At 71.2% G+C, this 25,700-nt stretch carries 29 protein-coding genes and 1 riboswitch; of the genes, 16 read left to right on the top strand and 13 right to left on the bottom strand.

Annotation, left to right across the window (positions count from 1 at the left end; translation table 11 throughout):
- Positions 1–60 precede the first annotated feature (60 nt).
- Positions 61–2,148 (top strand): elongation factor G-like protein EF-G2, encoded by a 2,088-nt coding sequence (locus ABD073_RS01455; RefSeq protein WP_343871932.1) that lies wholly within the window; start codon positions 61–63, stop codon positions 2,146–2,148.
- A gap of 167 nt (positions 2,149–2,315) precedes the next feature.
- Here ABD073_RS01455 and ABD073_RS01450 read toward each other — a convergent pair whose 3' ends face one another.
- Positions 2,316–2,780, bottom strand: a complete 465-nt coding sequence (locus tag ABD073_RS01450; protein ID WP_343871931.1) for an SRPBCC family protein — start codon at positions 2,778–2,780, stop codon at positions 2,316–2,318.
- Between the two features lie 113 nt (positions 2,781–2,893).
- On the opposite strand from ABD073_RS01450, the gene ABD073_RS01445 reads away from it, so the two are divergent.
- Positions 2,894–3,628 (top strand): DsbA family oxidoreductase, encoded by a 735-nt coding sequence (locus tag ABD073_RS01445; protein ID WP_343871930.1) that lies wholly within the window; start codon positions 2,894–2,896, stop codon positions 3,626–3,628.
- A gap of 13 nt (positions 3,629–3,641) precedes the next feature.
- Here the strand turns inward: ABD073_RS01445 and ABD073_RS01440 are convergent, their stop codons facing one another.
- Positions 3,642–4,184 carry a DUF2087 domain-containing protein gene (locus tag ABD073_RS01440; protein ID WP_343871929.1) on the bottom strand — a complete coding sequence of 181 codons (543 nt, stop codon included), beginning with the start codon at positions 4,182–4,184 and terminating at the stop codon, positions 3,642–3,644.
- A 260-nt stretch (positions 4,185–4,444) separates the two neighbouring features.
- Between ABD073_RS01440 and trmB the strand changes: the two genes are divergently transcribed.
- The 11 genes from trmB (at position 4,445) to ABD073_RS01385 (ending at position 14,573) form a co-directional block, all read left to right on the top strand.
- Entirely contained in the window at positions 4,445–5,218 is a 774-nt protein-coding gene (trmB, locus tag ABD073_RS01435) for a tRNA (guanosine(46)-N7)-methyltransferase TrmB (RefSeq protein WP_343871928.1), read from the top strand.
- Positions 5,215–6,048: a tRNA pseudouridine(38-40) synthase TruA gene (gene truA / locus ABD073_RS01430; RefSeq protein WP_343871927.1), complete on the top strand. Its 834-nt coding sequence runs from the start codon at positions 5,215–5,217 to the stop codon at positions 6,046–6,048. Before trmB ends, truA begins: the two co-directional genes overlap by 4 nt.
- On the top strand, positions 6,045–6,686 hold the full coding sequence (locus ABD073_RS01425) for a class I SAM-dependent methyltransferase (protein WP_343871925.1): 642 nt from the start codon (positions 6,045–6,047) through the stop codon (positions 6,684–6,686). The genes truA and ABD073_RS01425 overlap by 4 nt, the downstream gene beginning before the upstream one ends.
- Before the next feature lie 13 nt (positions 6,687–6,699).
- A riboswitch (adenosylcobalamin-variant (AdoCbl-variant) riboswitch) is annotated at positions 6,700–6,772 on the top strand.
- Positions 6,773–6,884: 112 nt separating this feature from the next.
- Positions 6,885–7,487 carry a hypothetical protein gene (locus ABD073_RS01420; protein ID WP_343871924.1) on the top strand — a complete coding sequence of 201 codons (603 nt, stop codon included), beginning with the start codon at positions 6,885–6,887 and terminating at the stop codon, positions 7,485–7,487.
- A 2-nt stretch (positions 7,488–7,489) separates the two neighbouring features.
- Positions 7,490–8,704 (top strand): energy-coupling factor transporter transmembrane component T, encoded by a 1,215-nt coding sequence (locus tag ABD073_RS01415; protein ID WP_343871923.1) that lies wholly within the window; start codon positions 7,490–7,492, stop codon positions 8,702–8,704.
- Positions 8,701–10,296 carry an ABC transporter ATP-binding protein gene (locus ABD073_RS01410; RefSeq protein WP_343871922.1) on the top strand — a complete coding sequence of 532 codons (1,596 nt, stop codon included), beginning with the start codon at positions 8,701–8,703 and terminating at the stop codon, positions 10,294–10,296. The genes ABD073_RS01415 and ABD073_RS01410 overlap by 4 nt, the downstream gene beginning before the upstream one ends.
- Positions 10,293–11,123: an ECF transporter S component family protein gene (locus ABD073_RS01405; RefSeq protein WP_343871921.1), complete on the top strand. Its 831-nt coding sequence runs from the start codon at positions 10,293–10,295 to the stop codon at positions 11,121–11,123. Before ABD073_RS01410 ends, ABD073_RS01405 begins: the two co-directional genes overlap by 4 nt.
- A gap of 48 nt (positions 11,124–11,171) precedes the next feature.
- Positions 11,172–12,110 (top strand): ABC transporter ATP-binding protein, encoded by a 939-nt coding sequence (locus ABD073_RS01400; RefSeq protein WP_343871920.1) that lies wholly within the window; start codon positions 11,172–11,174, stop codon positions 12,108–12,110.
- Entirely contained in the window at positions 12,107–12,865 is a 759-nt protein-coding gene (locus ABD073_RS01395) for an ABC transporter permease (protein WP_343871919.1), read from the top strand. The genes ABD073_RS01400 and ABD073_RS01395 overlap by 4 nt, the downstream gene beginning before the upstream one ends.
- Complete coding sequence (locus ABD073_RS01390; protein WP_343871918.1) at positions 12,862–13,971, top strand: sensor histidine kinase; 1,110 nt, start codon at positions 12,862–12,864, stop codon at positions 13,969–13,971. The genes ABD073_RS01395 and ABD073_RS01390 overlap by 4 nt, the downstream gene beginning before the upstream one ends.
- Positions 13,968–14,573, top strand: a complete 606-nt coding sequence (locus ABD073_RS01385) for a response regulator transcription factor (protein ID WP_343871917.1) — start codon at positions 13,968–13,970, stop codon at positions 14,571–14,573. Before ABD073_RS01390 ends, ABD073_RS01385 begins: the two co-directional genes overlap by 4 nt.
- A 45-nt stretch (positions 14,574–14,618) precedes the next feature.
- Here the strand turns inward: ABD073_RS01385 and ABD073_RS01380 are convergent, their stop codons facing one another.
- Positions 14,619–16,181 carry a hypothetical protein gene (locus ABD073_RS01380; RefSeq protein WP_343871916.1) on the bottom strand — a complete coding sequence of 521 codons (1,563 nt, stop codon included), beginning with the start codon at positions 16,179–16,181 and terminating at the stop codon, positions 14,619–14,621.
- A 5-nt stretch (positions 16,182–16,186) separates the two neighbouring features.
- A complete protein-coding gene (locus ABD073_RS01375) occupies positions 16,187–16,960 on the bottom strand; it encodes an ABC transporter ATP-binding protein (protein WP_343871960.1) in 774 nt (257 codons plus the stop codon).
- 295 nt (positions 16,961–17,255) lie between these two features.
- On the opposite strand from ABD073_RS01375, the gene ABD073_RS01370 reads away from it, so the two are divergent.
- Together ABD073_RS01370 and ABD073_RS01365 are read left to right on the top strand one after the other, a co-directional pair.
- Positions 17,256–17,858, top strand: a complete 603-nt coding sequence (locus ABD073_RS01370) for a superoxide dismutase (RefSeq protein WP_343871915.1) — start codon at positions 17,256–17,258, stop codon at positions 17,856–17,858.
- Between the two features lie 156 nt (positions 17,859–18,014).
- The gene (locus ABD073_RS01365) at positions 18,015–19,241 is read left to right on the top strand and encodes a resuscitation-promoting factor (RefSeq protein ID WP_343871914.1); all 1,227 of its coding nucleotides are present in this window, start codon (positions 18,015–18,017) and stop codon (positions 19,239–19,241) included.
- Between the two features lie 85 nt (positions 19,242–19,326).
- Here the strand turns inward: ABD073_RS01365 and ABD073_RS01360 are convergent, their stop codons facing one another.
- The 9 genes from ABD073_RS01360 to infA form a co-directional block, all read right to left on the bottom strand.
- Positions 19,327–19,941: a hypothetical protein gene (locus ABD073_RS01360; protein ID WP_343871913.1), complete on the bottom strand. Its 615-nt coding sequence runs from the start codon at positions 19,939–19,941 to the stop codon at positions 19,327–19,329.
- A complete protein-coding gene (locus ABD073_RS01355; RefSeq protein WP_343871912.1) occupies positions 19,938–21,053 on the bottom strand; it encodes a glycosyltransferase in 1,116 nt (371 codons plus the stop codon). Before ABD073_RS01355 ends, ABD073_RS01360 begins: the two co-directional genes overlap by 4 nt.
- 78 nt (positions 21,054–21,131) lie before the next feature.
- On the bottom strand, positions 21,132–21,770 hold the full coding sequence (rplQ, locus tag ABD073_RS01350) for a 50S ribosomal protein L17 (protein WP_343871911.1): 639 nt from the start codon (positions 21,768–21,770) through the stop codon (positions 21,132–21,134).
- Between the two features lie 34 nt (positions 21,771–21,804).
- On the bottom strand, positions 21,805–22,827 hold the full coding sequence (locus tag ABD073_RS01345) for a DNA-directed RNA polymerase subunit alpha (RefSeq protein WP_343871910.1): 1,023 nt from the start codon (positions 22,825–22,827) through the stop codon (positions 21,805–21,807).
- Between the two features lie 181 nt (positions 22,828–23,008).
- Complete coding sequence (rpsD, locus tag ABD073_RS01340) at positions 23,009–23,614, bottom strand: 30S ribosomal protein S4 (protein WP_343871909.1); 606 nt, start codon at positions 23,612–23,614, stop codon at positions 23,009–23,011.
- A gap of 31 nt (positions 23,615–23,645) precedes the next feature.
- Positions 23,646–24,056, bottom strand: a complete 411-nt coding sequence (rpsK, locus tag ABD073_RS01335) for a 30S ribosomal protein S11 (protein WP_343871908.1) — start codon at positions 24,054–24,056, stop codon at positions 23,646–23,648.
- Positions 24,057–24,103: 47 nt separating this feature from the next.
- On the bottom strand, positions 24,104–24,478 hold the full coding sequence (gene rpsM / locus ABD073_RS01330) for a 30S ribosomal protein S13 (protein ID WP_343871906.1): 375 nt from the start codon (positions 24,476–24,478) through the stop codon (positions 24,104–24,106).
- A gap of 325 nt (positions 24,479–24,803) precedes the next feature.
- A complete protein-coding gene (gene rpmJ, locus ABD073_RS01325; protein WP_002514836.1) occupies positions 24,804–24,917 on the bottom strand; it encodes a 50S ribosomal protein L36 in 114 nt (37 codons plus the stop codon).
- A 100-nt stretch (positions 24,918–25,017) separates the two neighbouring features.
- Entirely contained in the window at positions 25,018–25,239 is a 222-nt protein-coding gene (infA, locus tag ABD073_RS01320) for a translation initiation factor IF-1 (protein ID WP_094763903.1), read from the bottom strand.
- 164 nt (positions 25,240–25,403) lie between these two features.
- On the opposite strand from infA, the gene ABD073_RS01315 reads away from it, so the two are divergent.
- Complete coding sequence (locus tag ABD073_RS01315; RefSeq protein WP_343871905.1) at positions 25,404–25,697, top strand: YciI family protein; 294 nt, start codon at positions 25,404–25,406, stop codon at positions 25,695–25,697.
- The last annotated feature ends 3 nt before the right edge of the window (positions 25,698–25,700 follow it).

The raw sequence follows: 25,700 nt of genomic DNA, 5'->3' as shown, positions 1-25,700 counted from the left end.
CAACCATCTGCCCTTGTCGGAGGGCTCACAGGGGAGCAATGTTTTGCCATGAGTTCAAAGGTGAGCGCTTCCGCAAACAAGGTCTCCAGCCCCGTCGACCTACGCAATGTGGTCCTGGTCGGGTCGTCCGGGTCGGGCAAGACCACACTGTTCGACAACCTGCTGGCCGCCCGGATCCCGGGGCACCGGCCCGCCAAGGACGACACCGAGCGTGCCGCCGCCCTCACCCTCGCGTCGGTCTCCAGCGGCGACGTGGTGATCAACCTGCTCGACGCCCCCGGCCATCCCGACTTCGTCGGCGAGCTGCGCGCCGGCCTGCGCGCCGCCGACGCCGCCCTCTTCGTGGTCTCGGCCGCCGACGGCGTCGACAACGCCACCGCCGCGCTGTGGCGCGAGTGCAAGGCCGTGAAGATGCCCTGCGCCATCGTGGTCACCAAGCTCGACGTGGAGCGCGGCGACTACACCAGTGCCGTCGAGCAGTGCCGTCAGGTGCTCGGCGAGGGCATCGTGCCCGCCTACCTGCCGTTGACCGACGGTGGTGGGGAGATCGTCGGCAACATGTCGCTGGTCACCCAGAACGTGCACGAGTACTGCGGCGGCCAGAGCAGCACCCGCCCGGCCAGCCAGGAGGAGGCCGAGCAGATCGCCGCCTACCGGGGTGACTTCCTGGAGGGCGTGATCACCGAGAGCGAGGACGACTCGCTGATGGAGCGCTACCTCGAGGGCGAGGAGCTGGCCGTCGACCAGGTGCGCCGCGACCTGCTGGTCTCGATGAGCCGCGCCACCCTGTTCCCGGTGATCCCGGTGCAGGTCTCCAATGCGGTGGGCACCGAGGAACTGCTGCGGCTGGTGGAGAACGGCTTCCCCACCCCGGCGGAGAAGGCGATGCCCACCATCACCACCGTGGACGGCACCGACCTGGTGGAGATCGGCTGCGATCCCGACGGCCCGCTGGTGGCCCAGGTGATCCGCACCACCTCCGACCCCTATGCCGGCCGGCAGTCCATGGTGCGGATCTACTCCGGCACGCTGCGCACCGACGACGTGGTGCACGTCGCCGGGCACCGCGAGGTCTTCACCGGCACCGAGGACGCCCACCACCCGGGCCACGAGGAGGACGAGAAGATCGGCCCGCTGGCCTTCCCGGTGGGCCTGGAGCTGAAGACCAAGGACGTCGCCATCTCCGGTGACATCGTGCTGGTGGCCAAGCTCTCGCACGCCGAGACCTCCGACACGCTCAGCGCGAAGGACTCCCCCGCTCTGGTGGAGCCCTGGATGCAGCCCGAACCGCTGCTGCCCACCGCGCTGAAGCCCGCCACCCGCAATGACGAGGACAAGCTCGCCGGGGCGCTGGCCCGGTTGGTGGTCGAGGACACCACGGTGCGCCTGGAGCGCACCGTGGAGGCCGACCAGGAACTGCTGTGGACGATGGGCACCGCGCACACCGACCTGCTGCTGGGCCGGCTGAACGACCGCTACGGAGTGAAGGTGACCACCGAGCCGGTGAAGGTGGCGATGCGCGAGACCTTCATCGCGCCGGCGAAGGCCCACGGCCGCCATGTCAAGCAGTCCGGCGGGCACGGCCAGTACGCGGTCTGCGACATCGAGATCGCGCCCCGGGAGCGGGGCGCGGGCTTCGCCTTCGTGGACAAGGTGGTGGGCGGCGCGGTGCCCCGCCAGTTCATCCCCTCGGTGGAGAAGGGCGTGCGGGCCCAGATGGAGCGCGGCACGGTCTACGGCTTCCCGATGGTCGACGTGCAGGTCACCCTCCACGACGGCAAGGCGCACTCGGTGGACTCCTCCGACATGGCCTTCCAGTCCGCCGGAGCGCAGGCGCTCAAGGAGGCGGCCACCGAGCAGAACGTCGCCCTGCTGGAACCCGTCGACGAGGTGGAGGTTCGGGTGGCCGACGAGTACCTGGGCGCGGTGATGACCGACCTGTCGAACCGGCGGGGCCAGGTGCTGGGCACCGACACCGACGGCGCCGGCCAGTCGATCCTGCGGGCCCTGGTCCCGGTGGCCGAGCTGGAACGCTATGCCGTGGACCTGCGTGGCCTGGCCCGGGGCAGCGGCTCCTTCCGTCGTAGCCCGCACGGCTACGAGCTGGTGCCGCCGCAGCTGGCGCAGAAACTGCTCGACAGGGCGTAGTATTCAGCAGGGCCCCACACCCCAAGGGGTGCGGGGCCCTGCCGCGTTGTACCCAAGCCAGTGGAAACTGGCTGTTCTTCAGATGTCGGTGTGGCGGTCATCATCCGGAGGCACCCAGGTGATGCCCACCACACCGACGCCGGGTCCGAGGACCCGGGTCCGTGGGGTCACTTCTCCGAGACCGCCTGGGCCAGGTTCCCCAGCGAGGCCTCGAGGGCCTCCTTCGGGATCATCGGGAAGCGCGCCTTGAGCTTGGCATCGGTGACCTCGCTCCAGTCATAGCTGAGGGTGACCTCGGTGGCCTCGGAGCCCTGCGGCTCGAGGGTGTAGACCCACTCCCAGCCACCGGGCTGCTCCCCCGGTTTGGCCGGCTTCCAAGCCACCACCTTGTTCTCCACCAGGCCGCTGACGTGGTTGTCGCGCTGGTAGTCACCACCCTGGCTGTCGGCGTACATGTCCATGGTGAAGACGTCGCCCACCGCGGACAGCCGCTGGTCGCCGTTCACGGCGCCACGCACCATGTCCGAGCCGTCGAGTGCCACGTGGTTGCGGGGCAGGGTCAGGAATTCGTAGATGTCCTTCGCCGGGGCGTCGATGACGCGGGAGACGGTCACGTTCTCGTTGTCAGCCATGGGCTCCACACTGCAAGGGCTGCGGCAGCGCGGCAAGCCATTTCGCCCTGCGCGATCAGGCGCCGGGCAGCCTTGGCGGGTAGCACGTTCAAAGCCGCGTTAGCCTCGACGCCATGACCCTGCAGATCGACATCTGGTCCGACATCGCCTGCCCCTGGTGCCTGATCGGCAAGCGTCGCTTCGACGCCGCCGTGGCACAGCTGCCCTTCGCCGACCAGCTCGAGGTCGACTACCACTCCTTCCTGCTCGACCCGGAGCTGCCCACCCGCTACGAGGGCAGCGAGGCGCAGTACCTGGCCGAGCGCAAGCAGATGCCCGTCGAGCAGGTGGCGCAGATGCTGGCCCAGGTCACCGAGGTGGCCGCCGGGGAGGGGCTGGCCTATGACTTCGAGAGCCTGGTGGTCGCCAGCTCCCGACGCGCCCACCGCCTGCTGCAGGCAGCCCGGCGGACCACCGAGCAGAACCGGGCCGACGGACTGGTCGGTCGCCTCAACGAGAGGCTGATGCGCGCCCACTTCGAGCAGGGGATGGACATCGGCGACGACGAGGTGCTCGTCGAGGCCGCTGTCGCCTGCGGGATGGAGGAGCAGCTGGCCCTCCGGGCCATCGACGACGCCTCCCTGGACGAGGCGGTGCAGTTGTCGGTCGCCACGGCAGGCTCGTTGGGGATCAGCGGCGTGCCCTTCTACGTGGTGGACCAGCGCTACGGCATCTCCGGCGCCCAGCCCACCGAAGCCTTCGTCCAGGCCCTGCAGCAGGTGTGGAGCGAGAAGCAGGCCAACGAGCAGCCCGTGCTGGCGCCGCTGGCCACCGAGGGCGAGGCCTGCGGCCCCGAGGGCTGTGCCTGATCGCGGGCGGTCCTCAGGCGGGATCGCCCAGCCCCAGGTGCCCCGGTAGCCAGAGCGCCTCCCAGTCGGGGATCTCCTGCGCCATGTGCGCCGGACGCACCGGAAGCCGGCGGGCCAGCCAGTAGCGGCCCGCCTCGCGCTCCAGGTAGCCGTAGTCCACCAGCTCGCGACGCCAGAAGGCGTGGTCCTCCACCACCTCGGCCAACCGCTGGTTCACCTCGGGCTCGCTCCAGATGCGTCCGCGCTCGAAACGGGCGGCCAGGTGGAGCAGCACGTGCGCCCGGGCCCGGCGTCGGGCGGGAAAGTTCACCAGGCGTCCGTCGCCCACGAAGCGGCCCACCACGCGTTCCTGCTCCTCCCGGGCCAGGCGCCAGCGCTCGCTCTCCTGCAGCACCGGCTGGGCGCTCGGGGCCGGGGTGGCGCCGGAACCGCCGGGCCCTCCCCGACCACCGGCCTCCTGCTCGTCGGCCAGGTGGGCCCGCGCAGCGGTGTAGGTCTGGCCGGTCTCGCGCATCCGGGAGCGCACCAGCGCCTTGAAGTCCTTGTCTCGAGTCATCTCTCACCTCGACCACGGGCACGCCCCCAGCACGGCACCACGGTCGGACGAGAACGACAAGTCCAGGTGCCCGAGGATCTGCTCCCCTTCGCCGTGACGCGGGAGCTGGGGTCCTCGCGCGAGCTCGGCGCGGGCGGCGCCGTCACCACCACTGTGCCAGACCGTCCGCTGCGGCGCACCCGGATTTCCGCCCGGGCCACTGGGCGTCACGCAGCCGTCGCGGCGACGGCCCCCAGCCCCGTCGCCGGTAGGCTTGCCCGGTGCCCACACCGCCACCGCTCGAGCCCCACCGCCGCACCGGAGAACGTCGCGTCCGCCGCGACGTGGTGAGCTTCGTGCGCCGCAGCGCCCGGATGAACGACTCCCAGCTCAAGGCCTGGACCACCTGGAACCAGAGCCGGGTGGTGCGGGTGTCCGAGGGCGAGACCGAGACCTCCATCGCCGAGGACGCCAGCATCGACTGGGACGAGGTCTTCGGGCGACGGGCCCCGCTGATCGTCGAGATCGGCTCCGGCACGGGTGATTCCCTGGTGCCCATGGCGGCCGCCCATCCGGAGGCGAACGTGGTGGCCTTCGAGGTCTTCCAGCCCGCGGTCGCGAACACCCTCGGCAAGCTGGCGCGCGAGGGCGTCGACAACGTGCGGATCGTGATGGCCGACGGCCAGCAGGGTCTGGAGCGACTCTTCGCACCGGGCAGCATCAGCGAGCTGTGGCTCTTCTTCGCCGACCCCTGGCACAAGAGCCGCCACCACAAGCGTCGCCTGGTCAGCCCCGAGTTCGCGCAGCTGGTGCGCAGCCGGCTGGTCGACGGCGGCCGCTGGCGGCTGGCCACCGACTGGGAGGACTACGCGCTGTGGATGCGCGAGGTGCTCGACGTCGCCGAGGGCCTGACCAATGAGCACCTCGACCCCTCGGACCCCGAGGGCACCGGCTGGGCGCCCCGCCTGGAGCTGCGCCCGGTGACCAAGTACGAGCGCAAGGGCCTGGCGGCCGGCCGCACCATCCACGACCTGACCTACCGGAAGAGCTCATGAGGCGCTGGCGGCTCGACCTGGCCTATGACGGCACCCACTTCTCCGGCTGGGCCGCCCAGCCGGGGCTGCGCACCGTGCAGGGAGAACTGGAACGCTGGACCACACAGGTGCTGCGGCTGGCCTCCCCCGTGCAGCTCACCGTGGCCGGACGCACCGATGCCGGCGTGCACGCCCGCGGCCAGGTGGCCCACCTGGACCTGGCCGACGAGGTGGACACCTCCCGGCTGCAGCACCGGCTCTCCCGGGTGCTAGACGGCGACATCGTCATCGCGTCGGTGCGCGAGGCCCCCGAGGGCTTCGACGCCCGCTTCTCCGCCGTCTGGCGCCGCTACTGCTACCGGCTGTGGGACACCGAGAGCATCCCCGACCCGCTGCTGCGCGGCCACGTGGTGGGGCTGCGCGGCCACCTCGACCTGGAGCGGGCCAATGCGGCGGCCACCATGCTGCTGGGCCTGCACGACTTCGCGCCCTTCTGCAAGCCCCGCGACGGGGCCACCACCATCCGCACCCTGACCGGGCTGCAGGCCGCGCGGCGCGCCGACGGGGTGGTGGAGTTCACCGTCGTCGCCGACGCCTTCTGCCATTCCATGGTGCGCTCCCTGATGGGCGCCATGACCGCGGTGGGCACCGGGGCCCGCGACGAGGCCTGGCTGGCCGAGGTGATGGCCAGCCCGAAGCGCCACAACGGCGTCACGGTGATGCCCGCCAAGGGCCTGTGCCTGGAGGAGGTGGGCTATCCCGCCGACCACCGGCTGGCCGAGCGCGCCGAGCTGGCCCGCGCCGTGCGCACCCTGGACGAGACACCCAGCCTGGACGAGGAGGAGCGATGAGCCACTACTTCACCACCCCCGAGGGCGAGGAGAAGCGTCGCGAGGTACGCGCCACCATCTGGGGCCGCGAGCACGTCCTGGTCACCGCCAACGGCGTCTTCTCCGGTTCCCGGCTGGACCCCGCCACCCGGATCATGCTCGACGAGCTGCCCCCTCCCGAGGACGGCGCTCGGCTGCTCGACCTGGGCTGCGGCTACGGTCCGATCGCCGTGGCCCTGGCCGCCGAGTGCCCCACCAGCACCGTCGACGCGGTGGACGTGAACGAACGTGCGCTGGCCCTGACCGCCGAGAACGCCCGTCGTGCCGGTGCCGATGACCGGGTGCGGACGCTGCTGCCCCAGCAGGCCGATCCCGAGGTCCGCTACGACGAGATCTGGTCCAACCCGCCGATCCGGATCGGCAAGGCGGCGCTGCACGAGCTGCTGCTCACCTGGCTGCCGCGGCTGGCCCCGCAGGGCCGTGCCGTGATGGTGGTGGGCAAGAACCTGGGCGCCGACTCGCTGCAGCGCTGGCTGGGCGAGCAGGGCTGGGAGTGCACCCGACTGGCTTCGCACAAGGGCTTCCGGGTGCTCGAGGTGCGTCGGCCCGTGGCAACCGGGGCCGCACCCACCGTGCAGCGGCCGGCAGGGCTGCAGTAGTCTCTGGCGGGTAACCACGTCCAGGGGAACCCGGTGCAAGTCCGGGACTGACCCGCAGCCGTCACAGTCGGAATGCCTGGCATGGTTCGGACTCATCATGCCTGTCGCGGAGAGCGGGCCGAGCCGAGGACCGCCCGGTCATTCCGGTGGTTCCCGACGCTGGCACTCGAGGCGCGGGCCCACCCGAAAGGACCCCTCGTGCAGACCCTGCGCACCGCCCTCGCCACCACCGCGGCCCTCGCCGCCCTGGCCTCCGCCCCGCTGGCCGCCCAGGCCGCCCCGATGAACGACGCCACCGACTGCCTCGACCAGGGCAAGGTCTGGCTCGCCATCCAGGACTCCAAGGGTGAGCTGCTGGTCAACAGGTGCGTCGAGAAGGCCGCCACCGGCAGCCAGCTGCTCACCGACGCCGGCGTCAAGGTCACCAAGGACGCCAAGGGCTTCGTCTGCGCCATGGAGGGCGAGCCGGCCACCTGCCCGGCCAAGTTCGACGGCAACTACTGGCACTACTGGCTCGGCACCAAGGACGGTGGCTGGAAGATGAGCGAGAAGGGCGCCGACAACAGCGTCCCGGCCGCCGGCACCCTCGAGGGCTGGTGCTACGGCAAGGAGTGCAGCATGCCGGCCGTCGCATCGCTGCCCGCCGCCACCGACGCCTCCGCTTCGCCCTCGGCCTCCGCCGAGGCCACCGCCCCGGCTGGCGAGAGCAAGGGCACCCCCTGGGGCGTCATCACCACCGTTGCCGTGCTGGCCCTGGCCGCCATCGCGGGCCTGGTGCTGGCCCGCCGTCGCAAGGCCTGAGCATGAGCAGGCTGGTCGGCATCGAGCGCGAGCTGCCGGCGACGGCGCCCCGCGTCGACGCCGGCCGGCCGCAGCCTGCCCTGGACCCGCGCGACCGCCGGCCCGGCACCCGGCCCGAGTCGGCCGCGGAGACCCGCAGGAGCGCCGGGCCCAGACGCAGCCTGCACCCGTGGGCCTGGTGGGGCTGGGCGCTGTGCGCCGCCACCGCCATCTCGCTCACCCTCAACCCGCTGATGCTGCTGCTGTGCATCGGCGCCGTGGTGGCCGTGGTGCTGGCCCGCCGCACCCGCGCGCCCTGGGCCCGCTCGGTGCGCGCCTACCTGCTGCTGGCAGGTTTCATCCTGGCCATGCGGATGTTCTTCCAGGTGGTGATCGGGCGGATGCGCAGCGGCACCGTGCTGTTCACCCTGCCCTCGTGGACCGCGCCGGACTGGCTGGCCGGCCTGCACTTCGGCGGCCCGGTCACCCTCGACGCCCTGCTCTTCACCCTCAACGACACGCTGCGGCTGGCCGGCATCCTGGTCTGCGTCGGGGCGGCGAATGCACTGGCCAACCCGCGCCGGGCGCTGAAGTCGGTGCCCCCGGCCCTGCACCAGATCTCCACCGCGGTGGTGATCGCCCTCTCGGTGGCGCCGCAGCTGATCGAGTCCGGGCAGCGGGTCCGTCGCGCCCGACGGCTGCGGGCCTCCACCAGCCGGGGGCGCGGCGCCCTGCGCGGCCTGCTGGTGCCGGTGCTGGAGGACTCCATCGAGCGATCCATGCAGCTGGCCGCCTCCATGGAGTCGCGGGGCTACGGGCGCACCCTGTCGCTGCAACCGCTGGGCCGCGCCACCGCCACCACCCTGCTGGGCGGCATGATGCTGATGGTGCTGGGCAGCTTCGCGGTGCTGGGCATCCCCGGCGCCACGCTGCTCGGCGTCGCCGGCATCCTGGTGGGTCTCGGCCTGGTGGTGGCCGGCCTGCGCATCTCAGGACGACGGCTGGCCATCAGCCACTACCGGCCCGACCCCTGGCTTCCCGCGGAGACCGGGGCCATCTGCTGCGGCCTGGCCGCCGTCGCCCTCAGCCTGCTGCTGCTCCAGCTGGCCCCCGGTGCCATGACACCGGTCACCAGCCCGCCGCAGTGGCCCGAGCTGCACCCGCTGATGCCGCTCACCGCCCTGGCCCTGGCGCTGCCCGCCGTGCTCACCCCGGCACCGTCGAAGGACAGCCTGTGATCAGCTTCGACCAGGTCACGATCAGCTATGCCGACGCCGCGCACCCGGTGCTGCGCCAGGCCAGCTTCACCATCCCCGAGGGCGACCTGTGCCTGGTGGTGGGCCGCACCGGCACCGGCAAGTCCACCCTGCTGGGCGCGATCAATGCGCTCGTGCCCTGGTTCAGCGGCGGCACGATGTCCGGCGAGGTCCGCATCGACGGCCGCTCCACCCGGGACTGCCGCCCCCGCGAGCTGGCCGACCTGGTGGGCTGGGTGGGACAGAACCCGCTGGTCAGCTTCGTCACCGACCGGGTCGAGGACGAGCTGGCCTATGGCATGGAGCAGCTGGGGCTGAGCCCGGCGGCGATGCGCAAGCGCGTCGAGGAGACCCTCGACCTGATGAACATCGCCGACCTGCGCGGCCGCGCGCTCACCGAGCTCTCCGGCGGCCAGCAGCAGCGGGTGGCCATCGCCGCCGTGCTCGCCGCCCAGCCGCGCGTGCTGGTGCTCGACGAACCCACCAGCGCCCTCGATCCCACCGCGGCCCAGGACGTGCTGGGCGCCATCACCACCCTGGTGCACGACGTCGGCATGACCGTGGTGCTGGCCGAGCACCGGCTGGAGCGCGTGATGCAGGCCGCCGACTCGGTGGCCTGGCTGGACGGCACCGGCGGGGTGCAGCTGGGCCCGGCCCGCGAGCTGCTGGGCCGCTGCGACGTGGTGCCGCCGCTGGCCGCCCTGGCCCGTCGGCTCGACTGGCAGCAGGTGCCGCTGAGCGTGCGCGAGGCCCGGCGACGGGTGATCGCCGAAGAACTGCGCATCGCCCCCGCCCCCGAGCCCTGGCGCCCCGGCCCGGACGGGGCGCTGGCCGTCGAGCTGCAGGGCCTGTCGGTGCAGCGCGGCGACGTGCTGGCCGTCAACGACCTTCGGGTGGGCTTCGCCCCCGGCACGATCACCGCCCTGATGGGTCGCAACGGTGCCGGCAAGTCCTCGCTGCTGTGGGCGATGCAGGGCGCCCTGCCCTCGACGGGTGGGCTGGTGGTGGGCGGCCGGGACCCCCGCGCGGTGGACGCGGCCACCGCCCGCAGCCTGGTCACCCTCGTGCCGCAGAGCGCCGCCGACCTGCTCTACCTGCACAGCGTCGAGCAGGAGTGCGCCCAGGCCGACGCCGAGTCCGGTGTGCCCGCGGGCACCACCGCCGCGCTGCTGCAGGGGTTGGGCGCCGACCTGCCGCCCGAGCGCCACCCGCGTGACCTGTCCGAGGGGCAACGGCTGGCGCTGGTGCTGGCCATCCAGCTGGCCAGCGAGCCGGGCGTCATCCTGCTCGACGAGCCCACCCGCGGCCTGGACTACGAGATGAAGGAGCAGCTGCGCACCATCCTGCGCCGGCTGGCCGCCGACGGACGCTGCATCCTGCTCAGCACCCACGACGTCGAGTTCGCCGCCGCCTGCTGCGACCGCACCCTGGTGATGGCCGACGGCGACGTGGTGGCCGACGGGCCGACCCGCGAGGTGCTCACCAGCTCACCGGCCTTCGCGCCGCAGGTGGCCAAGGTCTTCCGCCCCTCGCCGCTGCTCTCCGCCGCCGAGGTGCGGCGGCTGGCGCCATGAAGGCTCCCGAGCCTCGACGCGCCGACGCGGTGCGGGTGCGCGGCCACCAGTGGCTGATGCTGGCGGTGGTGGCCCTGGCCGGCCTGCTGGCCTTCACCTGGCCGCTGCTGGTGCCGCCCTCGGCCCACCTGGACCAGGCCCAGCTGGGCCCGCTGCTCTTCGCACTGGTGCTGCCCGCCCTGCTGGCCGTGGTGCTCAGCGAGCTGACCAGCAATGACCTGGACGTGAAGGCGCTGGCCATGCTGGGCGTTCTCACCGCCGTCGGCGCGGTGCTGCGGCCGTTGGGTGCCGGCACCGGTGGCCTGGAGGCGGTCTACCTGCCGATCATCCTGGCCGGGCGGGTCTTCGGGCCCGGCTTCGGCTTCGTGCTGGGCTCCACCACCCTGTTCACCTCCGCGCTGCTCACCGGCGGCGTCGGGCCCTGGCTGCCCTACCAGATGATCGCCGCGGGCTTCGTGGGGCTGGGCGCCGGTCTGCTGCCGCGGCTGCGCGGCGCCGCGGAGGTGGCCCTGCTGGCGGCCTACGGCTTCGTGGCCGGCTTCGGCTACGGCTGGGTGATGGACTTCGCCTTCTGGCCCTTCAACCTGGGCAACGGCACCCAGCTCTCCTTCGACCCGGCGGCCGGGCCGCTGCGCAACCTGCACGTCTTCGCCCTCTACAAGCTGGCCACCGCGATGGCCTGGGATGCCGGGCGCGCGATCAGCAATGCGGTGCTGATCGGGGCACTGGGCGCTCCCCTGCTGCGGGTGCTGCGACGCGCGGCCCGCACCGCCCACTTCGTCGAGGCCGGGGAGAGCCGGGTGACAGGTGTCACGTCGAAGCACTGACGCTTGACCATCGCCCCGGGGGGCAGGCCGGGCGGCACAGTGGGTGCCATGAACACGCCAGTCCTCGAACTGTCCGGCCTGCGCAAGGTCTTCCCGGGCGCCTCGGATCCCGTCGTGGCCGTGGACGGCCTGGACCTGGTGGTCCGCAGCGGTGAGATCGTGGCCTTCCTCGGACCGAACGGGGCCGGCAAGACGACCACCCTCGACATGGTCCTGGGCCTGACCGAACCCAGCGCCGGGAGCGTCCGCGTGCTCGGGACCGGCGCCCGGCAGGCCGTCCTCGACGGCAAGGTCTCGGCCGTCCTGCAGTCCGGGGGCCTGCTGGACGACCTCACCGTCGAGGAGACCGTTCGGCTGGTCGCGTCGATGTACCGCCGGCACCTGGGTGTCGACGAGGTGATCGCGCGTGCCGGGCTGGAACCGCTGCGCGGCCGCCGGGTGCTGAAGTGCTCGGGCGGCGAGCAGCAACGGCTGCGTTTCGCGCTGGCCCTGCTCCCGTCGCCCGAGCTGCTGGTCCTCGACGAGCCGACCGCCGGCATGGACGTCTCCGCGCGCCACGAGTTCTGGCAGACCATGCACCGCGATGCGCAGTCCGGGCGGACGGTGATCTTCGCCACCCACTATCTCGAGGAGGCCGAGGCCTTCGCCCAGCGCATCGTGCTGGTCGCCCACGGCAAGGTGGTGGCGGACGGGAGCACCGCGGAGCTGCGGGCCAGCACCAGCGCCCGCACGGTCTCCGCCGACCTCTCCCCCGCGCGGGCGGACCAGGCCCGCGCCGCGGTGCGGGCCATGCCCGGCGTGCTGGACACGGGTGCCAGCCAGGCCCCCGACGGTGGCCTTCGGCTGACCGTCCGGTGCCACGACTCGGACGCGGTCGCCCGTGCCCTGTTCGACCTGGGCGGCCGCGAGCTCGAGGTCTCGCGCGGATCGCTGGACCAGACCTTCCTCGAACTGACCGGCCAGGACCTGAGCGGAGCCACGCGATGAATCCCACCTACTACCGCTACGAACTGCTCCGCGAGTTCCGCGACCGGATCGGCCTGTTCTTCACCGTCGCACTGCCGGCCTTCATGTATGTCGTCTTCGGGGCCACCCAGTCCTACGCGGAGCAGGACGTCGGCCGGGGCAACATCGCGGCCCACATCATGATCTCGATGGCCATGTACGGAGCGGTGACCGCCACCTCGTCGGTCGGCGCGGCCGCCGCCACCGAGAAGATGCTCGGCTGGGGGCGCCAGCTCGGCCTCACCCCGCTCACCGACCGCGGTTTCGTGATGGTCAAGGCAGCCTCCGCGATCACCATCGCGGCCCTCCCCGTGGCGCTGATCTACACGATCGGCGCCGCCACCGGGGCACGGGCCGAGGCCAGCGTCTGGTTGCTCAGCGCCCTGCTCGCGCTGCTCGGTTCCGTGGTCTTCTCCCTGTACGGGCTGTGCTTCGGGCTGGGGCTGAGGTCCCGTTCGGCGGCCGGCGCGGCCAGCGGCTCACTGGTCATCCTGGCCTTCCTGGGCAGCCTTTTCATGCCCCTGTCGGGCACGATGCTCACCCTCGCCCGCCTCACGCCGCTGTACGGCGTCTCGCAGCTGGCGCGCCGGCCGCTCACCGACGGGATGGTGCTGGCGCGCGACGGGTCGCTGCAGCAGGAGTCGCTGTGGATCCCTACCGCTAACGTGGCCGCATGGCTCTTGGTCTTCGCCGGGCTGGCGATCCTGCTGGTGCGGCGCAGCCGTCATCGGCAGTGAGCCCCCTGCCCACCGGGCCCGAGCATGCTGCGGAAGGCCTGCCCAGTCCCTGGTCGCGCTACGGCTGGCTCTTCGCCGCCGTCTGGCTGGTCTTCCTGACGGGACCGCTCATCAGCGCGGTCCAGGCGCCCCACGCCCCCTGGCAGCGCGCCGTGACCGTCGCACTGGTCGTGAGCTTCGGGGCGGCCTTCACGGTGGGCATGGACCGGCAGTGGGGCTCGGGCCGCGAGGGCCGTCTCGATCCCGTGTCGGGGGCCTGGCTCGCCGGCCTGCTCCTCCTGTCGCTGGCGACGGTGCCGGTGATCGGTCTCGATGCGCTGGCCATGACGCCCTTCCTGGCCAGCTTCGCCATCTACACACTGCCCCTGCAGGCCGGTCTGCCGCTCGCACTGGCCCTCCTGCCGGCCGCCGTCGGCCTGCCCCTGGCGCGGGGGCAGTTCGGCAACTGGTCCTTCTTCGGGATCGTGCTGGTCTCGGTGATCTCCATCAGCACCCTCAGCCGGGTGGTGGGCGACAAGGATGCGAAGTACTCCCAGGCCCGCGACGCGCTGCAACTGGCCCGGGAACGTGACCGGGTCGCGCGTGATGTCCACGACCTGCTCGGCCATTCCCTCACCCTGGTCGTCGTCAAGACCGAGGTGGCGGAGCGGATGCTGGACGCGGATCCGCAGCGGGCCCGCACCGAGCTGGCCGAGATCAGGTCGCTGGCACGCTCCGCCCTGGTCGAGGTCCGCGAGACGGTTGTCGGACTGCGGGTCCCCACCTTGGCCGACGAGCTGGCCTCCGCCCGGTCCGCGCTCGACGGGGCCGGCATCACGGGGGACCTGCCCGAGGACCCCGCCGTGGTGGACCCGCGTCACCGCACCGTCATCGCCTGGGCGCTGCGTGAGGCCGTCACCAACGTCGTGCGTCACTCCGGCGCCGGCCACTGCGTCGTGGTGCTCGGCCCCTCCAGCCTGGTCGTCGGCGACGATGGGGGAGGCATGCGCGGCCGCGAGGGCAACGGGCTCTCCGGCCTCCGCCAGCGCGTCGAGGCCGCCGCGGGCCGGCTCACCATCGATGCCGGCCCCGAGGGGCGCGGCACCAGGTTGGAGGTGCAGCTGTGATCCGGGTGCTGCTGGCCGACGACCAGACCATGTTCCGCGAGGCCCTCGCCACCCTGCTCGGCCTGGAGCCCGACCTCGAGGTCGTCGCACAGGTCGGTCGCGGCGACGAGGTGCTCGCCGCCGTCCGCGCCAGTGCCCCCGACGTCTGTCTGGTCGACATCGAGATGCCCGGCCGCGACGGCCTGCAGGTCATCGCCGAGCTCGCCGACGCCGCCCCGGGGGTCAGGGCGCTGGTGGTGACCACCTTCGGACGGCCGGGCTATGTCCGTCGCGCACTCGACGGCGGAGCCTGCGGTTTCGTGGTCAAGGACTCGCCGGCCTGCGAGCTGGCCGAGGCCATCCGGCGGGTCCACGCCGGGCTGCGCGTGGTCGACCCCACCCTGGCCACCGAGTCGCTGCTGGGAGGTGCCTCTCCACTGACCGCCCGTGAGCGCGACGTGCTGCGCATCGCCCTGCTCGGCCACCGCGCGCCCGAGATCGCACGCCGGCTCCACCTGTCCCCCGGCACGGTCCGCAACATCCTCTCCTCGGCGATCGGCAAGACCGACGCCAGCAGTGCCGCCGAGGCCGCCCGGGAGGCCCAGGACAAGGGCTGGCTCTGAGGGCGGACAGCCATGCCTGGCGGTGCCGAGGCGGGTCAGGAACCGTCAGCCGGTCCAGGTCACCTCACGCAGCACCTCCGGCCAGCGCCGCTCCAGCAGGGAGCCACCCCACCGGATGCCGAGCCAGCAGGCCAGACAGCCATAGGCCAACCCCCAGGGCAGCAGCGCCCAGCCGACCCAGTGGCCGATCGCATCCTGCAGCAGGGCGGGCAGCCAGACCGGCGCACTGACCACCAGCCCGCCCACCATGCTGGCCAGCGACATCAGCAGTGCGGCCACGCCTCCACCGGAGGAGCGGGCCAGGCCGCCGTTGCCGGGCGGCGGTTGCGGCACCTGCCACAGCGCGCCCGTGACGCTGCCCACCCCGGCGCAGGCCAGCGTCGCGCCGAGCGAGGCGCCGACCAGTGCGGGGGCCTCGGACCAGTAGCCGCTCACCGCCAGGAAGACCAGGTCGATCACCAGGACCAGCGGCAGCAGCAGCCAGGCGCAGGCCACCAGCCGGCCCAGCCGGTCCTCGTGGCCCCGCACCCCGGCGGAGATCTCCATCCACAGGGCGCTGCCGTCGTAGCCGATCTCCTGGGCCACCACCATGCCCATCACCACGATCATGGCCCCCACCGGGAAGGCGAGCACGCCACGACCCATCGACATCGAGTCGCCCTGGTTGACCAGCACGGGGGCGGCGATCAGCACCGGCATCAGCGCGACGCTGGCCAGTTGCACCAGGTGGCGAGGGTCTCGTCGCCAGTAGCGCAGCGAACGTCCCGCGATCGCACCCACCGGGCCGGTGGGCACCAGCCGGTCGGCCAGGCCGTGCTCCTTGGCCCTGCCCCCGCCGCTGCGTGCCTCCAGCGGGCTGACCAGCGCGCGATCCAGGGCCCGCCCCCAGGCCCACCAGAGCAGCACCACCAGGCCGGCGGCGAGCGCCAGCCGGAGGCCCGCGGCCAGCCAGTCACCACGTCCCACCGCCCAGGGCAGCGACCAGGCCCACCCGAGCGGGCTCCAACCGAGCGCACCGGCCATCGCCCGGGCCCGGTCGGCCACCTGGTCGGCAGCCTGCACCCAGCGGCCGAGGAACTGGGCGCCGACACCGAAGACCATGCCCAACAGGCCGAGCACCAGCGCGGCGGAATCGCGGTAGCGGCGGCTGGTGAGCGCGCTGGAGAACCAGCTGGTCAGGGTGCGGGCCAGCAGCACGCAGGTCAGCACGCCCAGCACGGCGCCCACCACGGCCGCGGCCATCTGGCCGGCGTCGGCAGACCAGCTCACCACGTAGGCCAGCGCACAGGCGCAGGTGAAGATCCCACCCAGGCCCACCAGGCCCACCACCAGCAGCCCGGGCAGCAGCTGGCGTGCCCGCACCGGGTAGAGCGCGAAGCGTCCCGGGTCGAGGGTCTGGTCGGAGCCCACCACCACCAGCGTGGTCAGTGGCCAGGCCAGCGTGAGGGCTGCGAAACCGGCGGTGGTCAGCCCGCCGCGAAGGTCGAGCGCCTCGCCCCGCAGCAGGAACAGGCCGCCGGCGATGACGGCGAAGGCGCCCAGCAGGTACAGCCCTGCCAGCACCGCGCCCAGGATCAGCACGGCCTTGCCCCGCAGGGCGCGCGACATCAGCCTCAGTTTGAGGCGGACGAGTGTCCCAACCATGTCAGCCCCTCTCCTGCATCCGCTCGCCCGCCGCCGACCATCTCCACGAAACGTTCCTGCAGGCTCCGCCCGGCGCGCACCTGCTCGACGGTGCCGGCGGCCAGGATCCGTCCGGCGGAGACCACCGCCACGGCATCGCACAGGCTCTCCACCAGCTCCATCACGTGGCTGGACAGCACCACGGTGCCGCCCCCGGCGACGAAGTCGCGCAGGATCTGCCGGATCGCCTGCCCGGAGACCGGGTCGACCGCCTCGAACGGCTCGTCGAGCACCAGCAGGCGCGGGTTGTGCACCAGGGCGCAGGCCAGCCCGATCTTCTTGGTCATGCCCGCCGAGTAGTCACAGACCAGTGTGTTGGCGTCCCCGGCCAGCCCGAGCGCCTCCAGCAGCGCCTGGGAACGCTGCTCCACCTGGTCGGGCGGCACCCGGCGCATCTGGGCGCTGAAGCGCAGCAGCTCCAGCCCGCTGAGCCGGTCGAACAGGCGCATCCCGTCGGGCAGCACGCCCATCACGGCCTTCGCCCCGGCAGGGTCGCTCCACACGTCATGGCCCCAGACCTCGACGCGGCCCGCGTCGGGACGCAGCAGGCCGGTGGCCATCGACAGGCTGGTGGTCTTGCCCGCACCGTTGGGCCCGACCAGTCCGAACAGGCAGCCGGCCGGCACCCGCAGCGAGAGCTGGTCGACGGCCACCTTCCAGCCGGTCGCCGGGCTGCCGAAGGCCTTGCACAGGCCGTGCATCATCAGGGCCGGCACCGCCGGCGGGTTCTGGGCGATCACCCCTCCATCCAACTCCGCGCACCCGCCCGCCACAACGTCCGATCGTGCAGAGCAGCACCCCAGCGCACCACTTGAGGACGGCCGCCCCCCCGACCGCCTGCCGGAGCGCAGGCCAGCCGTCTTCACCACGGGCTGAATCGTCGCCGCAGCCCTCGCGGGTCGGGAACAAATTGCCTAGCATCGGGGTTGACCGCTACATGGGCCGCACCACCGGGCCCCGCCGGGCCACCCCGCCCGGTGATTGACGGAAGAGGAGAACATGGCTGTCTACACCCTGCCCGATCTCGACTACGACTACGGCGCCCTGGCCCCGCACATCGCTCCGGAGATCATGGAGCTGCACCACTCCAAGCACCACAAGACCTACGTGGACGGCGCCAACACCGCGCTGGAGAAGATGGAGGAGGCCCGCGCCAAGGGTGACTTCGCCAACATCAACAAGCTGGAGAAGGACCTGGCCTTCCACCTGGGCGGTCACGTGAACCACTCCGTCTTCTGGAAGAACATGACCCCCAACGGCGGCGGCCGCCCCGAGGGCGAGCTGGCCAGCGCGCTGGACGAGTTCTTCGGCTCCTTCGACGGCTTCCAGAAGCAGTTCAACGAGAACGCCAAGGCGATCCAGGGTTCCGGCTGGTCCGTGCTGGCCTGGGACGGCCTGGGCAAGCGCCTCAACGTGCTGCAGCTCTTCGACCAGCAGGGCAATGTCCCGCTGGGCCAGACCCCGCTGCTCCAGCTCGACATGTGGGAGCACGCCTACTACCTGCAGTACAAGAACGTGAAGGCCGACTACGTCGAGGCCTGGTGGAATGTCGTCAACTGGGCCGACGTCACCGAGCGCCTCACCAAGGCCCGTCAGGCCTGAGCCGCCCGCCGTTCCGATGAGCCCCCGCCCCCTCGTGGCGGGGGCTCTTCGCGTCCTGGGGCCCGCTTCTGGGGCGAACCTGAGAAAACCCGCGTCCCGTTCGGGATTTTCTCAGCAAGGTTGCACAATGGAGGAAGCCAAGGACGAGGGAGCGCAGTGAAGAACAAGACCATCGGGATCATCGCCTCAGCAACGGCGGCCGTGGCCGCCCTGGGCGGCGTCGGGTACACCGTCGCCGACAAGGAGGTCCAGGTGGCTGTCGACGGCGCACCGGCCACCGAGGTGCACACCTTCGGGGGCACCGTGGCCGACGCCCTGCAGGCCAAGGGCATCACGCTGGGCGAGCACGACTCGGTCGTCCCGTCGAGCAACAGCCCGATCAGCGACGGCACCGAGATCACGGTCAACTACGGCCGCCCCCTCACCGTCACCCTGGACGGCAAGAAGACGCTGGTGTGGACCACCGCCACCACCCTGGACCATGCGCTGCGCCAGCTGGGCGTCACCGACGCGGATGCGCGCACCTCGGTGAGCCGCTCCACGCCGCTGGGCCGCCAGGGCCTGGCCGTGGACGTGGTGACCCCGAAGCAGGTCAGCCTGGTGGTGGCCGGCAAGAAGAGTTCGGTGGAGTCCACCGCCGCCACCGTCAGGGACCTGCTCGCCGAGCAGAAGATCGCCGTGGGCGCCAAGGACGTCGTCAAGCCCGCCCTGAACGCTCCTGTCACGGACAAGCTGGCGGTGACCGTGCAGCGCGTCACCACCAAGCAGACCACCAGCACCGAGCCGATCGAGCACGAGACGGTGCGCACCCGCTCCGACAGCCTCGACGCGGGCACCACCAAGGTGACCACCGAGGGCAAGGACGGCGTCACCACCAAGACCTGGCTGATCACCCTCACCGACGGCAAGCAGACCGGCAAGAAGCTGGTCAGCAGCAAGGTCACCACCAAGCCCGTCACCGAGAAGGTCACCGTGGGCACCCGCCAGGACGAGCCCGAGGTGGAGAAGGCCTCCACCAGCTCCTCCTCGTCGAGCTCCTCCTCGTCGAGCACCCGCTCGAAGCCGGCCGAGAAGACCAGCGCCACGGCCTCGACGAAGACCGCCTCGAGCAGCAGCTCCAGCAGCGCCGGCGGTTCCAACCTGGCCCGCGCGGCCATGTGGGACCGGATCGCGCAGTGCGAGTCGGGCGGCAACTGGTCCATCAACACCGGCAACGGCTACTACGGCGGCCTGCAGTTCGACCGCCAGACCTGGCTGGCCAACGGCGGCGGCGCCTACGCCCCGACGGCCAACCTGGCCAGCCGCGCCCAGCAGATCACCATCGCCAACAAGCTCTACGCCCAGCGTGGCCTGCAGCCCTGGGGCTGCGCGCACGCCGCCTGAGCCAACCTCGGCAGCACGAAGGGCCGGCCACTCCCCCTCGGGAGCGGCCGGCCCTTCGTCGTCGGGACAGGACCGTGATGGCGTCTCAGAGCGGTTCGTCGAAGCCCCGGTAGAGCCAGCGCGGCAGATCACCGCCCAGCAGCATCCGCCAGCCCTCGACGGCCACCACGGGCACCAGCGCGGCCGTGACCACCTCACGGGTCCACGGGTGCACCGGCCGCACCTGGGTCATCGGCACGAAGCCCACCTGCCCGGCACGGTTGTCCGGCCGGGAGGCACAGACGTCCAGCGTGCGGCCCTGGTGGGTGACCTGCAGCCAGGTGTGGCCGGTCTGCCACCACGGGTTGCGACCCAGGCCGCGCACCCGGCTGGCATGGACCACGACCACCTGGAAGCCCAGTGAGCGCAGCACCTGGGCCAGCGCCCGGTTGTACTGTCCCGACCAGCCGCGGCCGTGCCGCAGGGCCTGCGTCGGGCTCTCCCACAGGTGCCACAGCGAGTGGTGGGTGAAGCCGTCGTGGACGCTGCGGGTGGCACGGTCCACCAGTTCCCAGCCCGCCAGACCGCTGGCACGGCAGCTGCTGGTCACCTGCTCCACGTCCAGGCCCGGCCCGGTGGGCCGCGGGGCGGTGAGCAGGGCCGGCGCCAGCAGGGCGGCGGATGCCCCGGTGAGGGCGAGGGTTCTCGACGTGCGGCTCATCGGCCTGCCTCCTGGTACTTGTCGGCCATCCGGTGGTGCAGCTCCAGCATCCGCTCGACGCTGGCGGCCCAGGTGAACTGTTCGGCGCGGGCCCTGGCGGCCCGGCGCAGGTCCGGCCCCAGCCGGGGCACCAGCCGTTCCACGGCATCCGCCAGTCCGGCAGGATCGGGCGGGCCGCTCTCCCCCGAGCCGGCGTCCACCAGCTCGTGGGCGCCCCCGCGGTCACTGGTGACCACGGGCGTGCCGCAGGCCAAGGCCTCCAGCACCGCCAGGCCGAAGGTCTCCGAGGGGCAGACAGACATCGAGATGTCGCTGCGGGCGAAGGCCTCCGCCACCTTCTCGCGGCCCCTGACGAAGCCGTGGAAGCTCACCGGGTAGCCGGCGGACTCGGCCTTCATCCGCTCCAGGTCCGGGCCCACGCCGTAGAGGTCCATCCGTACCGGCAGGCCGCGACGGTGCAGCTCCATGGCCGCCCGCATGCCCAGCTCGGGGTTCTTCTCGTGCGACATCCGGCCCACGTAGCACAGCTTCACCAGACCGTCGTCGGCCGGTTGCCCACGGCTGGGGTCGAAGGTGGCCAGGTCGACGCCCAGCGGCACCTTCACCAGGTCGGCGCCCAGGTCCGCGAACTCCTCGGCGGCATAGTCACTGGTCACCACGATCGCGTCGAACTCCTTGACCAGGCGCCGATTCAGGGCGCCGACGGCGGTCTCGACGCCGAACTGGGCCCGCAGCCAACCGGAGAGCATGTCGTCGAGCCGCTCGTGGCTGAACAGCACCGAGCCCACCTGGTGGCGCCGGGCCCAGCGCGCCGCCGGGGAGAGGGTCCACTTGTCGCTCACCTCCACCGAGGTGGGCCGGAAGCGCTCCAGCACCTTGAGCGCCCGCCACGGGGTCGCCACCATGCGGTAGTCGCGGCTGATCCGCGGCGAACGCACCTGCACCACGATGCCGTGCTCGGTCTCGGTGGTGCTGTCCTGCTCACCCGGGATCACCAGGATGCGCTCGTGACCCGCCTCGACATAGCCCTGGCCCAGGGCGTCGATCGCCACCCTCATGCCGCCCGAGACCGGACCCACGAAGTTGGCCAGCTGGGCGATCCGCAAAGTCATGGCCCGAGCCTAGCGAACGCGACGAGGGGCGCCCCACCGTGGTGGGGCGCCCCTCGGGCGGTTCGTATAGCGGACGGATCAGGCCTGCTCCACCTTGGTCTCGTCGGCGTCCGCGGTGGTGCCGGACTCGACCTCGGCGGCCTCGACGGCCGGCTCGGTGGCCTCGCCCTGCTCGGGAGCCTCGATGTTCTCGGTGCTCTCGACGACGGCGGGGGTCTCCGACTGGTCGGCGGCGGGGGTGGCGTCACCCTCCACCTCGGCCTCGGAGGGAGCCTGGGTCTCGGCGGCGGAGGCACCGGCGATCTGGCTCTTGACGTCCTCGGCCTGGGCGGCCTTGGAGCGAGCCGGCTTCTTGACGACGGCCTCGGTCACCAGCTCGATGACGGCCATGGGGGCGTTGTCGCCCTTGCGGTTGCCGATCTTGGTGATGCGGGTGTAGCCACCGTCGCGATCGGCCATCTGCGGGGCGATCTCGGTGAACAGGGTGTGGACCACACCGGAATCGGTGATGGTCTTCAGCACCAGGCGACGGTTGTGCAGGTCGCCGCGCTTGGCCTTGCTGATCAGCTTCTCCGCGAGCGGGCGAACGCGCTTCGCCTTGGTCTCGGTGGTGGTGATCCGGCCGTGCTCGAACAGCTGGCTGGCCAGGTTGGCCAGGATGATCCGCTCGTGCGTGGGGGTGCCGCCGAGGCGGGGACCCTTGGTGGGTGTAGGCATGTCAGTTCTCCAGATTCTTGGTCAGCAGAGCGGTTCAGTACTGCTCGGTTTCGGCGAAGTCCTCGTCGCCCTCGACGTCGTCCTCGTAACGATCCGCAGCCTGCAGCGGGTCGAAGCCAGGAGCGGAGTCCTTCAGGGACAGGCCCATCTCGTGCAGCTTCAGCTTGACCTCGTCGATGGACTTGGAGCCGAAGTTGCGGATGTCGAGCAGGTCCTGCTCGCTGCGCGAGACCAGCTCACCCACGGTGTGGATGCCCTCGCGCTTGAGGCAGTTGTAGGAGCGAACCGTCAGGTTCAGGTCCTCCACCGGCAGGGCCAGGTCGGCCGCCAGCTGCTCGTCGACCGGCGACGGGCCGATCTCGACGCCCTCGGCGTCGACGTTGAGCTCACGGGCCAGGCCGAAGAGCTCCACCAGGGTGCGACCGGCCGAGGCCATGGCGTCGCGGGGACGGATGGCGGGCTTGGTCTCGACGTCGACGATCAGCTTGTCGAAGTCGGTGCGCTGCTCGACGCGGGTGGCCTCCACCTTGTAGGTGACCTTCAGCACGGGGCTGTAGATGGAGTCGACCGGGATGCGGCCGATCTCGGCGTCCGGGTTGTTGTTCAGCGCGCTGGAGACGTAGCCACGGCCACGCTCCACGACCAGCTCCATCTCGAGCTTGCCGTTCTCGTTCAGGGTGGCGATGTGCAGCTCCGGGTTGTGGATCTCCACACCGGCCGGGGGCTGGATGTCGGCCGCGGTGATCTCACCAGCACCCTGCTTGCGCAGGTACATGGTGACGGGCTCGTCCTCCTCGGAGGACAGCACCAGGTTCTTGAGGTTCAGGATCAGCTCGGTGACGTCCTCGACGACACCCTCGATGGTCGAGAACTCGTGCTGGTTGCCCTCGATCTTGATGCTGGTCACGGCCGCGCCCGGGATGGACGACAGCAGGGTGCGACGCAGCGAGTTGCCCAGGGTGTAGCCGAAGCCGGGCTCCAGGGGCTCGATGATGAAGCGCGAACGGTTTTCGCCGACGGCCTCTTCCGACAGGGTCGGACGCTGTGCGATGAGCATCGTGTTCCTTTTCTCGGTCCCCCGCTATTTGAGGACCAGGGTGGGTGTTGGTGCCAACCGACATGTGATGGCACCGGACGGGCCGGGTCGGGGAGCCCCGCAGGGCGCCCCGACCAGGCCGGGTGAGGCACGGTGGCAGTGGCGCTGGGCCGCTACCGGTGCGGCCCAGGGCCGCAGGACCTCACTTGGAGTAGAGCTCGACGATCATCTGCTCCTGGACGTCCACGACGATCTGCTCACGGGTGGGCAGCTGGTGGATCAGGATGCGCATCTTGTTGGGACGCACGTCCATCCAGGCGGGAACCTCGCGCTCGCCGTGGGTCTCACGGGCCACCACCAGCGGGTGCAGGTCCATGGACTTCGGCTTGACGTCGATGACGTCGTACTGGCTGACGCGGAAGCTGGGGATGTTCACCTTCTGGCCGTTGACCAAGAAGTGGCCGTGCACCACGAGCTGACGCGCCTGGCGGCGGGTCTGCGCGAAGCCGGCGCGGTAGATCACATTGTCCAGACGGCTCTCGAGGATCTGCAGCAGGGCGTCGCCGGTCTTGCCGGGGACGCGGTCGGCCTCGGCGTAGTAGCGGCGGAACTGCTTCTCCAGCACGCCATAGGCGAAGCGGGCCTTCTGCTTCTCACGCAGCTGCAGCGAGTACTCGCTGTCCTTGGTACGGCCGCGGCCGTGCACGCCCGGCGGGTAGGGGCGCTTCTCGAAAGCCTTGTCGTTGCCGACCAGGTCGGTCCCGTAACGACGGGACTTCTTGGTCATGGGGCCGGTGTAACGGGCCATTGTTGATCAGTCCTTTTCTGTGTTCTCGGGATCAGACGCGACGGCGCTTGGGCGGGCGGCAGCCGTTGTGGGGCACGGGGGTGACATCGGCGATGGCGCCGACCTCGAGCCCGATGGCTCCCAGCGAACGGATGGCGGTCTCACGGCCGGAGCCGGGGCCCTTGACGAAGACGTCCACGCGCTTCATGCCGTGGTCCATCGCACGACGGCCGGCGGCCTCGGCCGCCATCTGCGCTGCGAAGGGGGTCGACTTGCGCGAGCCCTTGAAACCGACGGTGCCGGCGGAGGCCCACGAGATCACAGCACCGGTGGGATCGGTGATGGCGATGATCGTGTTGTTGAACGTGCTCTTGATGTGGGCCTGGCCGGCAACCACATTCTTCTTTTCCTTGCGGCGCACCTTGGTCTTGGCGGCGGCGCCCTTACGGCCTGCAGTAGCCATGTGTCAGTTCTCTCCTGGAATCTGTCGTGTCTGCACCAACCGCGAGGTCAGCGCGCCTTCTTCTTGCCGGCGACGGCCTTCTTCTTGCCCTTGCGGGTACGAGCGTTGGTGCGGGTGCGCTGGCCGCGGACCGGGAGCCCGGCGCGGTGGCGACGGCCCTGGTAGGTGCCGATCTCGATCTTGCGACGGATGTCGGCAGCGACCTCGCGACGGAGGTCACCCTCGGTCTCGTAGTTGGCCTCGATGTGGTCGCGCAGGGCGACCAGCTGGTCGTCGGTGAGGGTGTGGACACGGATGTCACCACTGATGCCAGTGGCGTCCAGGGTCTCCTTGGCACGGGTCTTGCCGATGCCGAAGATGTAGGTCAGGGCGACCTCCAGACGCTTCTCGCGCGGGAGGTCGACACCAATGAGGCGTGCCATCAGGCGGTTACCTTTCAATCTGTCGACCCGGGTCCCCTTGCGGGGCGCTCCCCCGTTTCCAGCGGGTTGTGGAGCTCGGTCTCTGGGCCGCGAAGGTGTGTGGCGTGACGCGTCCCCGATGCCTTGTGGCGGCCTGCTGGCTGCCGTCGGGGCCCTGGCCTTCGTCCAGGGGTGCGACCGGTATTCATCTCCGGCCTTGCGTTCACGTTTGTTGAGTTGTCCGGCAGGTGCCTCGTCGGTTGCCCGACGGGTGACCGTGCACCTGCGATGTTCTGCGAGTCACCGCCCGTCGCCCCTCAACGGAGGGGCAGCACTGCCTGGCTGGTCAGCCCTGGCGCTGCTTGTGGCGCGGGTTGTCGCAGATCACCATCACGCGACCGTGCCGGCGAATCACCTTGCACTTGTCGCAGATCTTCTTGACGCTCGGCTGAACCTTCATTCGAGCTTCTCTTTCGATCGGCGAACCGGTTGGGCACAGGGCCGTCCCCAGTTCTGTGGTGGATGTGTCTGCTGCGGGACCGGTTGCCCGGCCCCAGGGATCACTTGTGGCGGTAGACGATGCGTCCGCGAGTCAGGTCATACGGAGAAAGCTCGACGACGACTCGGTCGGACGGGAGGATGCGGATGTAGTGCTGCCGCATCTTGCCGCTGATCGTGGCGAGTACCTTGTGACCGTTCACCAGCTCGACGCGGAACATCGCGTTGGGCAGGGACTCGACCACGGTTCCCTCAAGCTCGAGGGCTCCCTCTTTCTTGGCCATGGACTCTCAATCTCTTCGACTGCTCCCCCGACCGTCCGGACGAGGGCACGAACGACCATCTGCGCAACCCCGCGGGTGCGGGGACACAGGTGACCGACACACCACTCTACGCCAGCAGTCCAGAGCGGCCAAATCAGTTGGCGGGCCTCGCTAGGCTCACCGCCATGGCCTACTACGCAGTCATCTACACCTATGCCGACGACGCCGTCGCCATGGACGAGAACCGCCCCGCGCACCGCGCCTACCTCTCCGAGCTGGCGGCCCGTGACCAGCTGGTGGCCTCCGGTCCGATGCTCGGCACCAGCCCCGCCACCGCGCTCATCCTGCTGCGGGCCGAGAGCGAGGAGCAGGTGCGGGCCCTGCTGGCCGGTGACCCCTTCCAGCAGCTCGGGCTGGTGGCCCGCACCGACGTCGCCGAGTGGAACCCGGTGATCGGCGTCCTGGCCGGACGGGACTGACCC

The sequence above is a fragment of the Luteococcus peritonei genome (assembly GCF_039526385.1).
Lineage (GTDB): Bacteria > Actinomycetota > Actinomycetes > Propionibacteriales > Propionibacteriaceae > Luteococcus > Luteococcus peritonei.
Note: the sequence above shows the minus strand (reverse complement) of the source record. Positions and strands in the feature narration are given on the sequence as shown.

What these genes read in the sequence shown, in the direction of transcription:
- ABD073_RS01450 (WP_343871931.1), bottom strand. Translation starts at nt 2,780, where the DNA reads ATGGCTGACAACGAGAACGTGACCGTCTCCCGCGTCATCGACGCCCCG.
- ABD073_RS01445 (WP_343871930.1), top strand. Translation starts at nt 2,894, where the DNA reads ATGACCCTGCAGATCGACATCTGGTCCGACATCGCCTGCCCCTGGTGC.
- ABD073_RS01440 (WP_343871929.1), bottom strand. Translation starts at nt 4,184, where the DNA reads ATGACTCGAGACAAGGACTTCAAGGCGCTGGTGCGCTCCCGGATGCGC.
- truA (WP_343871927.1), top strand. Translation starts at nt 5,215, where the DNA reads ATGAGGCGCTGGCGGCTCGACCTGGCCTATGACGGCACCCACTTCTCC.
- ABD073_RS01425 (WP_343871925.1), top strand. Translation starts at nt 6,045, where the DNA reads ATGAGCCACTACTTCACCACCCCCGAGGGCGAGGAGAAGCGTCGCGAG.
- ABD073_RS01415 (WP_343871923.1), top strand. Translation starts at nt 7,490, where the DNA reads ATGAGCAGGCTGGTCGGCATCGAGCGCGAGCTGCCGGCGACGGCGCCC.
- ABD073_RS01405 (WP_343871921.1), top strand. Translation starts at nt 10,293, where the DNA reads ATGAAGGCTCCCGAGCCTCGACGCGCCGACGCGGTGCGGGTGCGCGGC.
- ABD073_RS01400 (WP_343871920.1), top strand. Translation starts at nt 11,172, where the DNA reads ATGAACACGCCAGTCCTCGAACTGTCCGGCCTGCGCAAGGTCTTCCCG.
- ABD073_RS01395 (WP_343871919.1), top strand. Translation starts at nt 12,107, where the DNA reads ATGAATCCCACCTACTACCGCTACGAACTGCTCCGCGAGTTCCGCGAC.
- ABD073_RS01380 (WP_343871916.1), bottom strand. Translation starts at nt 16,181, where the DNA reads ATGTCGCGCGCCCTGCGGGGCAAGGCCGTGCTGATCCTGGGCGCGGTG.
- ABD073_RS01375 (WP_343871960.1), bottom strand. Translation starts at nt 16,960, where the DNA reads ATGATGCACGGCCTGTGCAAGGCCTTCGGCAGCCCGGCGACCGGCTGG.
- ABD073_RS01370 (WP_343871915.1), top strand. Translation starts at nt 17,256, where the DNA reads ATGGCTGTCTACACCCTGCCCGATCTCGACTACGACTACGGCGCCCTG.
- ABD073_RS01360 (WP_343871913.1), bottom strand. Translation starts at nt 19,941, where the DNA reads ATGAGCCGCACGTCGAGAACCCTCGCCCTCACCGGGGCATCCGCCGCC.
- ABD073_RS01355 (WP_343871912.1), bottom strand. Translation starts at nt 21,053, where the DNA reads ATGACTTTGCGGATCGCCCAGCTGGCCAACTTCGTGGGTCCGGTCTCG.
- rplQ (WP_343871911.1), bottom strand. Translation starts at nt 21,770, where the DNA reads ATGCCTACACCCACCAAGGGTCCCCGCCTCGGCGGCACCCCCACGCAC.
- ABD073_RS01345 (WP_343871910.1), bottom strand. Translation starts at nt 22,827, where the DNA reads ATGCTCATCGCACAGCGTCCGACCCTGTCGGAAGAGGCCGTCGGCGAA.
- rpsD (WP_343871909.1), bottom strand. Translation starts at nt 23,614, where the DNA reads ATGGCCCGTTACACCGGCCCCATGACCAAGAAGTCCCGTCGTTACGGG.
- rpsK (WP_343871908.1), bottom strand. Translation starts at nt 24,056, where the DNA reads ATGGCTACTGCAGGCCGTAAGGGCGCCGCCGCCAAGACCAAGGTGCGC.
- rpsM (WP_343871906.1), bottom strand. Translation starts at nt 24,478, where the DNA reads ATGGCACGCCTCATTGGTGTCGACCTCCCGCGCGAGAAGCGTCTGGAG.
- rpmJ (WP_002514836.1), bottom strand. Translation starts at nt 24,917, where the DNA reads ATGAAGGTTCAGCCGAGCGTCAAGAAGATCTGCGACAAGTGCAAGGTG.
- infA (WP_094763903.1), bottom strand. Translation starts at nt 25,239, where the DNA reads ATGGCCAAGAAAGAGGGAGCCCTCGAGCTTGAGGGAACCGTGGTCGAG.
- ABD073_RS01315 (WP_343871905.1), top strand. Translation starts at nt 25,404, where the DNA reads ATGGCCTACTACGCAGTCATCTACACCTATGCCGACGACGCCGTCGCC.